Below are 13,496 nucleotides of genomic sequence, written 5' to 3' on the forward strand. Positions count from 1 at the left end.
GACGATTAAGCCTTGTATGGCAAATCCCCAAAAACGGTGTTATTATTTCAATTGAGGGACAATGAATAACGGCCGGTCAATATAATTGAAGAGGTTATGTTGTAACTGCCAATATTCTCAGTAATTTAGAGCATATAATTCTCTGGTGAATGGATGAGGTTTTCTCAATTAAAAATGGCAGTATAAAGGCATTCGAAGCTGCTTATCATCATTGGAGCGGTAGGATATACCTTTTTATTTTAAGGCAATGTAATTCAGAAGCCATTGCAGAAGACGTGGTACAACAGGTCTTTGTGCGGCTATGGGAAAAGCGTGAACATCTTTCTGTTGATTTTAGCCTGAGCACACAACTGTTTCGTATGTCCAGGACTATCTTTATTGATGAACTTAGGAAGACCGCCCAGTCGCGTAAATACCAGGAATACCAGCAGGGAAAGGAAGCCTTCACCGAGGATACGCTGGAACATAAAGAAGCCCTGAAGATTGTTTACAGCGCAATAGAGCAAATGCCCCCCGTACGTAAACGCATTTTCCTGATGAGCAGAATGGAACATCTGACTTATGGACAGATTGCTGAAAGACTCTCTATCTCCCCAAAAACTGTCGAGAACCATATTGCTTTAGCTCTGAGGTACCTGCGGGGTTTTACACCACTGCTTATCGTTGTGCAAATCCTTTAGCCTTTCTTTTCGGCGGAATATATATTATTCATTAGGGGTACGATGTTGTTCAAACGTATTCCAAGTAATGGAGATAAACAGACACCTTGCTGAGCGGTTTTTGAAGAACCAGTGTACTGCTGATGAAGCTGAATATGTGGCAGCTCAGTTGCACGAAAATCCCGATCTTTTGAATGATCTTCTTCCCGAGGAAGAGTGGAACGGATTGAAGGATCCACTGAGCCTGAATGAAGCTAAAAAACGGGACATCCTTGATAGGATAAGACAACAATTGATTTCAAATGCATCTACACGCAATAATTTCCGCTGGCTGAGTATTGCCGCATCTTTGATGATCCTGCTTAGCCTGGGGATTTATCTGAACTGGCCCCATAAGCCTGTAGCTTACAAAAGCGATGTCGTGTATAATCTGGTTAAAATCAATTATGGAAAAGACGATATACCGCTGGAGATTGAGGATGGATCATTCATCCTGCTGAAAGCAGGCAGCGAGCTCCATTATCCTGAACACTTTACCGGTAAAGACCGTACTTTCTATCTGAAGGGAGAAGCGCGTTTCAAGGTGGCAAAAGACCGCGCGCGGCCATTTAATGTTCATGCCGGGGGTACTGTTACTACTGCATTAGGAACTGATTTTACGGTACTAGCACATGAGGGGGACGCAGGGACCAGAATTGTTTTGCACGAAGGCAAAATAGTGGTCAAACCAGAACATCCTCGGCGTTTTGTACATGCCAATGCTATATATCTGTCTGCAGGAGAAGAAGTATTAGTGAACAGAGATACCTACATCAGCGTTCGCAGCCGGAGCAAAGTAAATCAGGTGGAAGAAATTTCTCCTGTAAGAACTGCGGGAACCACCGAATTCAGTTCAACAGCAATCATTTTTAAAAACCAGAGCCTCCGGAACATCTATCAATCACTTGGTAAAGAATTCTCTGTCAGTATACGCTACAAAGAGAAGGATATTGCCGACCGCTACTTTACCGGATCGTTCAAACGGGATAGCCTGGCCCTAAATCAAATCCTTCAGGAAACGGCGCTTCTCAACCAGTTGCATATTGAAAAACGCGACAGCACCTATTACCTCAGCCAGCAAAAAAACAATCAATGATAATATAACCATTTACCACCCAAATTACCTAAACAACCGATTTACAAAAGAACCATTGTAAAAAAACAATCATGAAGAAAAAACTACTCAGAACTGCAAAACAGGGAATCCGGAGAATTCTGCTGCTTTGTTGCGGGCTGCTGCTGCTCGCAGGACCGTTATGCGCCCAGACAGGCGCATCTGTAACGGGAATCGTTAAAGACGCCTCAGGTGGAGTGCTGCCCGGTGTATCCGTGAAAATTGAGAACCGGGAAAAGAATTTCAGAACAACTATCACCACAAATGTTCAGGGGATGTTTGCCGCATCAGGTATTCCCCAGGGTGGTGGTTATACGTTTACGTTTAGCTCCATCGGATACAAAACAAAGGTACTGGAAAATTATACCATCAATCTGATGGATAAGCTTTCAATTGCGATCACTCTTGATGAGGATGCTACCAAATTAAATGATGTGGTTATTACGGCACTAGGTATCAAGCGGAATAAGAAGGCTTTGGGATACAGCATGGCCGAGCTGAAAGGAAATGAGCTGACCCAGGGCAGTGAAGTTAACGTTGCCAATGCATTGTCCGGAAAAGTGTCTGGTGTGCAGGTAAGCCGGGCGGCATCAGGTTCAGGAGGATCTTCGAAAGTGGTAATCAGGGGTAATAACTCCCTCATTGGAAATAGTCAGCCCCTGTATGTGGTTGATGGAGTGCCGATTGATAACCAGAACATTGGCGCCGCAGGAAGTGCAGGAGGTACAGATTACGGAGATGGTATTTCCAATATCAATCCTGATGATATCGAGACGATGTCTGTTTTGAAAGGGCCTAATGCTGCTGCACTCTATGGTCAGCGTGGAAGCAACGGGGTGATCCTCATTACCACGAAATCCGGAAAAGCCGGCAAGGGAATGAATATCCAGTTTAAATCTGATTTTTCTGTCGGCACAGCACTTGTTTCACCCGATTTTCAGAATATTTACGGCCAGGGTTTAAATGGTGACTTCACCAATTTCAGGAAGAGCGACGGCAGTATCGTAACCATGGCGCAGGCCATTGCCGGTGGTTTTACAGGGATGCCAAAGCTGAGCGGTGGCCGCGACCGCCTGACACGTTCCAGCTGGGGCGCAAAGATGGAAGGACAGACCTATGAAGATCAATGGGGGAATGTACTGGCTTTTACCCCGCAGCCTGACACCTATACCGGATTTTTTAATACGGAAAAAAATTATGTGAATACCCTCAGCGTGGAAGGTGGTAATGAAAAAGTAAGCTACAGGCTTTCATATAATAATACTTACGTTGACGGCTTTGTGCCAACCAATACCATCAACCGGCATAACCTTAACCTGCGCACTCAAGCAGCGATCACTGATAAATTTCATCTGGACGCCAAATTAAACTATATTCTGCAGGATGCGGTGAACAGGCCAACCCTGTCTGATGCTTCTGATAACCCGGCGTATTTGCTGATCAGTCAGCCAAGGAGTATCCCCATGACTGTGCTGGAACAGTACAAGTGGACTGCTGCCGATGTTTCCAGGCAGCTGGGCTATTCAAGCCCGTTTGTGGGACTGGAAAAAACCTACGCCACCAACAGTTCTACTGCCAACCCTTTCTGGACCATCAATGAAACTCGGAATACTGACCATAGGGACCGTGTGATCGGCTTCCTGAGGTTATCGTATGACATCGCCCCATGGCTTAAACTGAGCACTACCGGCGGAACCGACTTTTACACAGATCAGCGCCTGAGGTATCGCGCGGTGAATACCTACCAGAGTCTAAACCGTAAAGGAGACATCAGTGAGAATGTGATCCGGGTGCGGGAAGATAACTTTGATGCCCTGCTGAACAGTAATTTTAAGATTAAGGATGATTTTACAATCACGCTGAACGCCGGTGCAAGTCACCTTAACCGTTTTCTGCGGCAGACAGGTAATACAGGCAGCCAGTTTATCGTTCCTAACCTGTATGTGATCAACAATACGCTTACAAATTCGTATGTGTTTGATCTGGTGGAGTCCAAGATTAACTCGGTTTACAGCTCGGGCCAGATTGGTTATAAAGATTACCTTTTCCTGGATCTGTCTGCCAGAAATGACTGGTCTTCTACATTATCCAAAAATAACAATTCTTTCTTTTATCCCTCGGCAAGTGCAAGTTTTATAGCGTCAGAAGCACTTAATTTTAAAAGCAATGCGATCAGATACCTGAAGTTGAGAGGCTCTGTTGCTCAGGCCGGAAGCTCCGGAAATCCTTACCAGCTTACTGGTACCTATAGTCTGGACCAGTATGGCCATGGAGGAGTACCTTTAGCTACGTTTACAACAGTAATTCCTGATCCAAATTTAAAAAATGAGCTGACAACCTCGATTGAATTTGGGGCCGATCTGGAAATGTGGGGCGGAAGATTGGGTTTTGCCGCTACAGTTTACCAGGCATCTACCAAAAACCAGATCCTGGATGTACCTATTGCGCCATCAAGTTTGTTTAATGTGACCCGTATCAATGCAGGCGAAATCCGCAACCGCGGGATAGAATTTTCAGTGAATGGAACACCTGTTAAAACAGCATCGGGATTTACCTGGAAAACTACCTTCAACTTCAATAAAAATGTAAACAAGGTGCTTTCTTTAACACCGGGAGTGGAAACCTTTATAATGGGATCTGACAGGGGAGTGAATGTTGTTGCACAGGTTGGCCGTCCTTTTGGAGAGCTGGTAGGCACACAGTTTGCCTGGATAAAAGATGCTAATGGCAACAGACTAATCGACCCTGATACTGGTCTGCCGCTGCGCAGTAACGGCAGGGTAGTGGAAACAATTGGGAATGCGCAGCCTAAATGGCTCGGTGGTTTTTTCAATACTTTCAGCTACAAAAGCATTACGCTGAATGCCTTGGTTGATATCCGTCAGGGAGGAATGATTTTCTCTCAGAGTAACCGCGAGGAAATCATCTATGGTACTACCAATAAAACTGTTCCCGGAAGGGACGGCTCCTATGTAGCCTCGGGCATGGTTGCTGTGAAAAACGCTGACGGAAGTTATTCCGGTACCGGTGTAGTCAATACAAAAACTGTCAAAGCGCAGGATTACTGGAACCTGGTGGCCAGTGATAAAGAGGTAATGGTATCAGAAGAAATGCTGAACGATGCAAGTTATATCGCTATGCGTGAAATCAGCATCCGTTACCAGTTGCCCGCCAAACTGATCCCGACGTCGAAGATCAAGAATATTGTAGTAGGGGTATATGGTCGTAACCTATTTTATTTTCAGCGTAAAACGGATGGTTTCTCACCAGAATCTTCTTCATTCAATACTTCTAATTCGTCCATCGGTATAGAATCTACCTCATTGCCAATGCTCAGAAATATCGGTTTTAACTTAAGCTTGTCCCTTTAAACTCCAACGTCGCTATGCGATCTTAAAGCTATAAAAGATGAAAAAATATATAAAAATGATACTCTGCAGCTTAGCTGTGGTGACGATACTAAATTCCTGTACCAAAGATTTTGATAGAATAAATACCCCGCCCACATCGGTGACTGTTATAGATCCTGTCCTGATATTTTCAAGGGTACTGCGCGACGGTACATTTGCAGAAGGCGGCGAATTACCAAATAATAAGTTTGGATCCTGGGCACAGCATTGGGCAGGGGGACAGGTGGTCCCTGTTTCCAGATATCTGGAATCCTCTGAAGATGCAATCTGGGAAGCCCATTTTGCGCTGATCAAGGATTTAAAACAAATCACCTTCGAACTGAGGGGCAAAGAATCTGACCCTTCGGGCCGCTCAAAACTGGCTATTGCAAAGATCTATGAAATCAGCATCTGGCAACGTATGACAGATATGTTTGGTGATATTCCTTACAGCCAGGTAACCAAAACAGCAGATGCTGTACAGGTCACACCAGTGTTTGATACGCAGGAGAGTATTTATACTTCGCTTATTGCAGATCTGAATACTGCCATTGCACAGCTGACTGATAGCGACGAAAGTTATGGCTCTGCTGATTTCTTTTACGCAGGTAATATTCCGAAATGGCGCAAGTTTGCTACTTCATTAAAACTTCGCCTTGGTTTGCGTATCCGTTATGCAAACCCGGCACTGGCAAGAACTACGGTGGAGTCTGCCATGGGCCAGACTGCCTTGTTGTTTACTGCCAATGCAGATAATGCTGCAGTTCCTACATTTAATAATGCACAGCCGGTAAATGCAAATCCAATGCTCAGACAATTCCTTACCGGAAGTTCAGACCTGAGATATCTTGCTGCGGCACTGGTCAATAAATTGAAAGAGTATAATGACCCGCGCCTGCCCCTGCTGGCGCAGCCGACCGTAAACAGTGTAAAGGCAGGAGCGCCTGCCTATGCTGGTCTAGGTGTTGCTTTAACCGATGCGCAGCTGGGACAGGTGATCAGGGACAATTACTCAACGGCGTCGCTGTCAACATGGTTCAGTGCTTCTTTTGCTCCCATTCCTGCCTATGCATTAACATATTCAGAAGTGAGCTTTTTTAAAGCTGAAGCTGCACTTTTAGGCTGGGGAGCAACACCTGCAGATGCAGAAGCATTTTTTAAGGCTGGTGTAGCTGCTGCATTTCAGCTTGCTCCTTACTCCATTAATACTGTTCCTGCTGCCTATTCAGCTTCGGTACTGAATTTTACGGGACTTTCTGATGAGCAAAAAATGGAAAGAATCATGTCCCAAAAGTGGATTCATTTGTTTGGAAGAAACTTTGAGGCTTTTGCTGAGTGGCGCAGAACGGGTTATCCGGTGTTGATACCCGGCGGCAATCCAGGTTCTACAGGTGGAAGAATTCCGCGCAGGGCGATCTATTCCACAAGAGAGGCCCAGCTGAACAATGCGAATTACCTGATTGCAGTTTCCCGTTTATCCAATGGGGATTCTTTTCTGTCAAAGGTTTGGTGGGATAAACATTAATAGTATAAAATTCAGTAAAACCCGGTCGTGCAGGAGCATTACCGGGTTTTTTGCGTCAGAACTTTTGGTTGTTTGAGCTGAGGGTAGTAAGGATGCCAGGTTATCCTGTGTTACCAGATGTGATCAAATAATAATATTAATACCCTGATGATGCAACAATCATAAATTATATTTGTCATATGAAAAAATCAATCTTCATATGACGCAACTTTCCTTAACTGTACTGTTTTTTTTATCTCTCTGTTCTGCCCGTCTCTGTGTTGCGCAAAACAAATCATCTGCTGTTAAGGATGAAGCGGGTACCCTTAAACAGGAATCTGCTGTGATTAAAGGTATAGTTGTTGATTCATTAAAAAACGAACCTGTCAGTTTCGTTACCATTAGTTTGCAGGATGCCAGAACAGGCGTACAGGTTAAAAGTACTTTAACTAAGGATGATGGTTCCTTTGAACTTGCTTTTTCTAAGAACGGTGTTTATAAGCTGGTAATCGCCTCTATAGGCTACCAAAACAAGGTGATCAATCCTATCGGTACATCTCCGGGGCTGGTCAGGATAAAGCTGAAAGCAACAACCCAGCAGCTTACTGAAGTGGCGGTTACTGCTAACAGGCCTGTGATCAAACAGGAAGTGGACCGTATCAGTTATGACGTGCAGAGCGACGCGGAAAGCAAAGTACTTACGGTGCTGGATATGCTCCGCAAGGTTCCGATGGTTTCCGTAGATGCCAGTGATAACATTAAATTAAAAGGAACAGGTAATTATAAAATACTGATCAACGGTAAAGAATCAGCGCTGGTGGCGATTAATCCCGCAGACGTTTTTAAGTCAATGCCCGCCAGCAACATCCAAAAGATAGAAGTAATTACCACGCCTCCCGCAAAATATGATGCTGAAGGACTGGCTGGAATTATCAATATCATTACAAAAAAAGATCTCGAGCAGGGGTATAATGTAGGGCTGAACACCCGTTACAATACGCGTAATGGCTACGGTACGAATCTGAACGGTACAGTGAAACAGGGTAAATTCGGAATGAATGGTTATGTAGGCGCCGGCAAACGTACCAGACAACCCAGTGTTTTTGGGAATCAAAATATCATTACCAGTCCTGTGAACTCCAGTTTGTTTCAGAACGGAACGCAGGACAATCGTATGAACAACATATACGGCAATACAGAGTTAAGTTATGAGATTGATACCCTCAATCTGATCACCGCTTTGTTCAATGGATTCCGTTACAAAGGTTATGACCGCAGTGATCTTTTCTCCACCGAGCTTAACGGAGATCAAAGTACTTCCAGGTATTACAATCTGCTCAGCAATCAGGTGACGCGCAATACGGGTATCGACCTGGGTACAAATTACCAGAGGGGATTTAAGGGTAACAAGGAACAGCTGCTGACAGCTTCGTATAAATATTCATCCTTTTCCCAGCAGCGGGATAACGACGCTGATTACCTGCAGGATCTCAATTACAATTTTCCTGATACAAAGGCCAGTAATTATCAGCAACATAACAATTCCGGAAGCAAAACCCACACAGTTCAGCTCGACTACATCCATCCCATGAAATTGTTAACCGTAGAAGCTGGAGCGAAGAGCCTGCTCAGGAATAGTTACAGTAATTTTGAAAGCTATGATCAGGACCCTGCCACCGATGTATATATCCCTGATCCCGGGCAATCGGATCATTTCAAATACCAGCAGAATGTATATGCGCTCTATAATACTTACCAGCTGAAACTGAAAAGCTGGATCATGAAAGCAGGATTACGCGGGGAACGCACAACCGTAGATGCCGATCTTGAGGGTGTATCGCTAAATCAGCGGTATAATAACTTTGTGCCTTCTGTTTCTGTGCAGCGAAAACTTGACAGCACAAATAACCTGACACTGGGTTTTACCAACCGTATCCAGCGTCCCGGGCTTTTTCAACTAAATCCTTTTATAAACCGGACAAATCCTAAGTATATCACCACAGGGAATCCGGATCTGCAACCGGTTACCAATCATAACTTTGAGCTGAACTACAGCAATTTTAAAAAGAGTGCCATCAATATAGGACTGAATTATGCCTTTGCAAATAATACAGTTGAAAGTGTGATGTCTGTAAGCCCTGACACGGTAAATACTACCACATACGCAAATGTGGGAAAGAACCGTAGGTTAGGCCTGGATGCGAATACAAACCTTCAGCTGACGAAGAAGATGAGCATCAATTTGAACCTGGAGCTCGTTCGCGTATGGCTTACAGGAACATACTCAGGGGAATTTTACAATGCAAAAGGTTATCAGGGTCACGCATTTACCTATACCAGCTATAAGTTTGAGAAGGGATATACTGTAGGGCTTAACCTTGGGTACGACAGTCGTTATGTGATGCTGCAGGGCCGTGACAATGAATTCTTTTTTTATTCCGGAAGTGTGCAGAAAGAAATCCTCAATAAAAAGGGAACGATCTCACTTAATGCAGACATGCCCTTCCGGAAATTTTATCGGCTGGATTTCTACAGCAATACAAGTGATTTCAGACAAAGCAATTATTTTGATATCTACTCCCGCAAATTCAATATCAGTTTCAGTTACAAGTTTGGAAAGCTCAACGGAGAGATCAAGAAGAATAAAAGAGGCATTGAAAATGATGAAGGCACGGCCAGTGGAAGACCTTAAGCTTGCTTCAAAAAAAACGCCTGAATCTAGTGGTTCAGGCGTTTTTTATATAGGGTAATTTAAAATTACATTTTTACAGTTGTGTCTTTTACAGTAGTGTCTTTTGCAGCTGTATCAGCAGCAGTAGTATCAACAGTTGTGATTGTAGAATCAACAGTTGTAGTTGTAGAATCAGTGCTTGAAGTTTCTTTGTTACCACCACATGCTGCAACTGATAAAGAGATCGCTAGAGCTAAAAAGCCAAATTTAAATACGTTTTTCATAATTTATGTTTATATAAATGTTTTGTTCATAAGTTAATGCTGTAAAGGGAAAAAGGTAACCCAAAAATTGATTTAATATTTTTTATTACATTTTGCCATTGCTAAAACAGTTTAATCTTAAAAACCTCCATATTACCCATCCTATGAAGAATTATTAGTAAGTTATGGTTGTGAAAGGTATTCACTGCAACAGGTACTCTTTAAGGCAATTGCGTTCTCCTCAGAGTTTTTTGATGAACTTACCTTGTTTACTCCTGAAGATTTTGATGCAGAATTTGCATTGAAATGCGCAGCTCCCTGTGATCCGTAAAATGTATGGTGCTGATGTGGTACCCATGAAATCTTAATAGAGCTCCAGTGCATTCCTGATTTCACTGTATATCCTGTTCAGGTCTGCATCACTGATACAGTAGGGAGGCAGGATATAAATAACATTTCCTAATGGCCTCATCAGGATGCCTTTGTCCAGGAAATAATCATAGAGAAGATTTCTCAGTTCAGAGAAATAAGATGTTCCGGATACTGTTTTCCATTCGATGGCAATGATAGTTCCGGTCTGGCGTACCGCTGCTATTCTATGATGATCTTTAATTTGCTGTAAAAACTCCCGATGGCTGCTGCAGATCCTCTGAATGTTTTCCTGTGCTTCTGTCTCTAACAAAAGTTCGATACTCGCCAGTGCGGCAGTACAGGCCAAAGGATTAGCTGTAAAAGAATGACCGTGAAAAAGCGTCTTCATTTTATCTTCAGATAAAAACGCTTCATAAATCTGCATGCAGCAGGTAGTAACGCCTAATGGCATAGTTCCTCCGGTGAGCCCTTTAGAGAAACACATTACGTCCGGTTTGGTCACAAGGTAATCTGCAGCAAAGTTTTTTCCGGTACGGCCAAATCCGGTAAATACCTCATCCTGGATCATAAGTACACCTTCCTGCCGGCAATGGGCCAGGAGTTCATCCAATGCCGGGGCTTCGTACATCAGCATACCAGCAGAGCCCTGAACCAGGGGTTCGTAAATAAAACAGGCCAGATCAACCGCGTGTGATGATATTATCCCTTTCAGGTCACTGAGGTTTGCTGTTGTGGGAGTGTCAATAAAGACCACTTCGAACAAAAAATTGTCAAAGGGTGACGTCCAGGCGCTTCTACCGCTAACGGACATGGCCCCAAATGTATCACCATGATACCCATTATTAAAGGCAAGCACCTTTTTTCTTGGTTGTCCCTTATTGAACCAGTATTGAACGCACATCTTTAAAGCTACCTCAACCGCAGTAGAGCCATTGTCCGTGTAAAATACTTTTTGCTGCTGATCAGGAAGGATGGCCAGCAGACTTTCTGCAAGGGCAATGGCAGGTTCATGAGTGAAGCCTGCAAAAATTACCTGGTCGAGTTTCTTCAGCTGCGCGGCCACCCGCTCTACAATATAGGGCTGAGAATGGCCATGCAGGGTAACCCACCATGAGGATACCGCGTCGATGTAACGGTTGCCCTCTTCATCGTACAAAGAAGCTCCTTCCCCGCGTACGATCGGGAGAGGAGGTCTGGCCATAAAATGTTGTGTATAAGGATGCCAGATGGTCTTAGCGTCTCTGTTAATTAAGGTCATGCTGTGGGGATTGTTTGTACTGATTTTTCTTTTACCATCGGTTTTAGACCCAGTACGCTGAACATCTTACGGTCGTCATCCAGTCTTGGATTGGGTGTAACCAGCAATTCTTCACTTTCACTGGTGAAGATTGAATTTGCACCAGCCATAAAACACCAGGACTGCTCTTCGGTGCTCATTTCGGCACGGCCGGCACTTAATCTCACCATTGATTGCGGCATGATGATCCTGGCAGTTGCAATCATTCTTACCATTTCCCAGGAGTCTACCTTCGGAAGATCTTCCAATGGGGTGCCTTTTACACGGGCAAGGGCATTCACCGGAACAGATTCAGGATGTTGAGGCAGCGTAGACAATGTGTGCAGCATATTAATCCTGTCTGCATGCGTTTCGCCCAAACCGATGATCCCTCCGGAACATACACTGATCCCGGCTTTGCGTACATTTTTAAGTGTGTCTAATCTGTTATCAAAGGTACGGGTAGTAATAATTTCTTCATAGTGCTCTTTGGATGTATCCAGGTTATGGTTATAAGCGTAAAGACCCGCTTCCTGTAAACGCTGGGCCTGGCTCTCGCTAAGCATACCCAGTGTACAGCAGACTTCAAGACCAAGAGCGTTTACACCTTCAACCATTTCCAGGATATTATCGAAATCACGGTTATCGCGTACTTCGCGCCATGCAGCTGCCATACAGAAACGGGACGAGCCAGCATCTTTAGCCCGCTGTGCAATAGCAACCACATCCTGTTTGGACATTAAGGATTTTACAGTGATGCCGGTATGGTACCTGGCGGCCTGTCCGCAGTACGAGCAGTCTTCAGGGCATCCGCCAGTCTTCACTGAGAGCAGCGTACAAACCTGCACTTCGTCTGGCTTATGGAACGTTCTGTGCACTGTTGCAGCCTGATACACCAGTTCCAGCAAAGGCTGGTTATAAATGGCTTCGATTTCACTGATAGTCCAGTCGTTTCTTAGGTTAGTATAATTATTCATATAAATAGGTTTAATTAGTTGTCGGTCTGTGTAGTTGTGGTTTCAGGGAAGCGATGCAAGACCTGGTCAGTTCCCGGATCTCAGGCATTTCGCTCCAGGTGGTTCCTGCCGGAATATTTGCCAGAATGATGTCTCTTGTATCTTCATTGAAATTGCCATTGAGTACCACATGTCTCAGAGGAATCGCTAAACCGGCCAGCGCGTGAAGACTGAGCAAGGTATGATTGATACATCCGAGATAGTTGCGGATAACCAATACTACTTCGGCATCCAGCTGACGGATCAGATCGGACAGCAGGAAATCCGAAGCCAGCGGTACAAACAATCCGCCGGCGCCTTCAATCAGCAGCTGGTTGTCTGTTTTTGGAATTTGAAAAGCTGAAGGGGTTATTTTAAGACCCTGCGCTTTGGCCGACTGATGCGGTGAGGCAGCCAGTTCGAGCCGGAATGTTTCGGGATGGATCACCGTTTTTGTATTACTGATCAGTTTTCTAACCTGATCACTGTCCGTATTGTCCAGGTCGCCCGACTGTACCGGTTTCCAGTAGTCAGCTTGTAACTGTTCGCAAATGACTGCTGAAACAATTGTTTTACCGACAGAGGTGCCAATACCAGTGACAAATAAGGGTTTATTTTGCATGATAGTTATCATTTAGTTGATGGAATTGTTCGCACAGCGCCAGAATTTCTTCATTGCTGTTGTGCAGGTGGATACAGATCCTTAACCGTTCTTTACCGGCAGGGACAGTCGGACTTCGGATAGCCCTGACGTCGAAGCCCCGTTGTTGCAGCTCCTTACTGAAATTCATGACCTCGGCATTGCCGCCCGGATAAACACATTGGATAGCCGTAGGATTAAGACTGGACAGGAGTTTTGTTCTGCAGGGCATATTAGCCTTCAGGAGCGATGATTTGTGCTGGAGGCTTAGCTGATCCTCTGGCCGGCTTAAAAGTCGCGCATAAGCGAGTTTTACCGATATAAGATGTGTGAAGGATGGCGCTGTGCTGTAGATGAAGGGTCGCGCGAAGTTAATCAGGTAATCTCTCAGTAAATCAGACCCTAATACGATTGCTCCATGAAGTCCCAGTGCCTTCCCACAGGTAACTACCCTGGCAAAAACTGAGTGATGCAGATGAAGAAGGTCGACGAGCCCGGTACCCAACACACCTAAGGCATGGGCTTCGTCAACTATCAAATGAGCATTCAAATCCCGGCACAGCATTGCTATGTG

Annotated in this window: 10 protein-coding genes; 5 read left to right on the top strand and 5 right to left on the bottom strand. The window is 44.6% G+C overall.

Annotated features, from left to right (window positions below):
• The first annotated feature begins 149 nt into the window (after window positions 1–149).
• The 5 genes from ABWY16_RS18125 (at window position 150) to ABWY16_RS18145 (ending at window position 9,397) form a co-directional block, all read left to right on the top strand.
• Window positions 150–680, top strand: a complete 531-nt coding sequence (locus ABWY16_RS18125; protein ID WP_353906074.1) for an RNA polymerase sigma-70 factor — start codon at window positions 150–152, stop codon at window positions 678–680.
• A gap of 67 nt (window positions 681–747) precedes the next feature.
• The gene (locus ABWY16_RS18130; protein WP_353906075.1) at window positions 748–1,794 is read left to right on the top strand and encodes a FecR family protein; all 1,047 of its coding nucleotides are present in this window, start codon (window positions 748–750) and stop codon (window positions 1,792–1,794) included.
• Between the two features lie 71 nt (window positions 1,795–1,865).
• Window positions 1,866–5,183 carry a SusC/RagA family TonB-linked outer membrane protein gene (locus ABWY16_RS18135; RefSeq protein ID WP_353906076.1) on the top strand — a complete coding sequence of 1,106 codons (3,318 nt, stop codon included), beginning with the start codon at window positions 1,866–1,868 and terminating at the stop codon, window positions 5,181–5,183.
• A 37-nt stretch (window positions 5,184–5,220) separates the two neighbouring features.
• On the top strand, window positions 5,221–6,726 hold the full coding sequence (locus ABWY16_RS18140; RefSeq protein ID WP_353906077.1) for a SusD/RagB family nutrient-binding outer membrane lipoprotein: 1,506 nt from the start codon (window positions 5,221–5,223) through the stop codon (window positions 6,724–6,726).
• Between the two features lie 199 nt (window positions 6,727–6,925).
• Window positions 6,926–9,397 (top strand): TonB-dependent receptor, encoded by a 2,472-nt coding sequence (locus ABWY16_RS18145; RefSeq protein ID WP_353906078.1) that lies wholly within the window; start codon window positions 6,926–6,928, stop codon window positions 9,395–9,397.
• 65 nt (window positions 9,398–9,462) lie between these two features.
• Here the strand turns inward: ABWY16_RS18145 and ABWY16_RS18150 are convergent, their stop codons facing one another.
• The 5 genes from ABWY16_RS18150 to ABWY16_RS18170 all read right to left on the bottom strand — a co-directional run.
• Window positions 9,463–9,660: a hypothetical protein gene (locus ABWY16_RS18150; protein WP_353906079.1), complete on the bottom strand. Its 198-nt coding sequence runs from the start codon at window positions 9,658–9,660 to the stop codon at window positions 9,463–9,465.
• Between the two features lie 343 nt (window positions 9,661–10,003).
• Window positions 10,004–11,269: an adenosylmethionine--8-amino-7-oxononanoate transaminase gene (gene bioA / locus ABWY16_RS18155; RefSeq protein ID WP_353906080.1), complete on the bottom strand. Its 1,266-nt coding sequence runs from the start codon at window positions 11,267–11,269 to the stop codon at window positions 10,004–10,006.
• On the bottom strand, window positions 11,266–12,264 hold the full coding sequence (gene bioB / locus ABWY16_RS18160; protein WP_353906081.1) for a biotin synthase BioB: 999 nt from the start codon (window positions 12,262–12,264) through the stop codon (window positions 11,266–11,268). The genes bioA and bioB overlap by 4 nt, the downstream gene beginning before the upstream one ends.
• A gap of 10 nt (window positions 12,265–12,274) precedes the next feature.
• Window positions 12,275–12,904, bottom strand: coding sequence for a dethiobiotin synthase (bioD, locus tag ABWY16_RS18165; protein ID WP_353906082.1), 630 nt, complete (start codon window positions 12,902–12,904; stop codon window positions 12,275–12,277).
• A partial coding sequence (locus tag ABWY16_RS18170) for an aminotransferase class I/II-fold pyridoxal phosphate-dependent enzyme (RefSeq protein ID WP_353906083.1) occupies window positions 12,894–13,496 on the bottom strand: 603 nt, incomplete at its 5' end. The genes ABWY16_RS18170 and bioD, both read right to left, overlap by 11 nt.

Source organism: Pedobacter sp. (genome assembly GCF_040513095.1).
Lineage (GTDB): Bacteria > Bacteroidota > Bacteroidia > Sphingobacteriales > Sphingobacteriaceae > Pedobacter.

What these genes read in the sequence shown, in the direction of transcription:
- ABWY16_RS18125 (WP_353906074.1), top strand. Translation starts at nt 150, where the DNA reads ATGGATGAGGTTTTCTCAATTAAAAATGGCAGTATAAAGGCATTCGAA.
- bioB (WP_353906081.1), bottom strand. Translation starts at nt 12,264, where the DNA reads ATGAATAATTATACTAACCTAAGAAACGACTGGACTATCAGTGAAATC.
- bioD (WP_353906082.1), bottom strand. Translation starts at nt 12,904, where the DNA reads ATGCAAAATAAACCCTTATTTGTCACTGGTATTGGCACCTCTGTCGGT.
- ABWY16_RS18150 (WP_353906079.1), bottom strand. Translation starts at nt 9,660, where the DNA reads ATGAAAAACGTATTTAAATTTGGCTTTTTAGCTCTAGCGATCTCTTTA.
- ABWY16_RS18140 (WP_353906077.1), top strand. Translation starts at nt 5,221, where the DNA reads ATGAAAAAATATATAAAAATGATACTCTGCAGCTTAGCTGTGGTGACG.
- ABWY16_RS18130 (WP_353906075.1), top strand. Translation starts at nt 748, where the DNA reads ATGGAGATAAACAGACACCTTGCTGAGCGGTTTTTGAAGAACCAGTGT.
- bioA (WP_353906080.1), bottom strand. Translation starts at nt 11,269, where the DNA reads ATGACCTTAATTAACAGAGACGCTAAGACCATCTGGCATCCTTATACA.
- ABWY16_RS18145 (WP_353906078.1), top strand. Translation starts at nt 6,926, where the DNA reads ATGACGCAACTTTCCTTAACTGTACTGTTTTTTTTATCTCTCTGTTCT.
- ABWY16_RS18135 (WP_353906076.1), top strand. Translation starts at nt 1,866, where the DNA reads ATGAAGAAAAAACTACTCAGAACTGCAAAACAGGGAATCCGGAGAATT.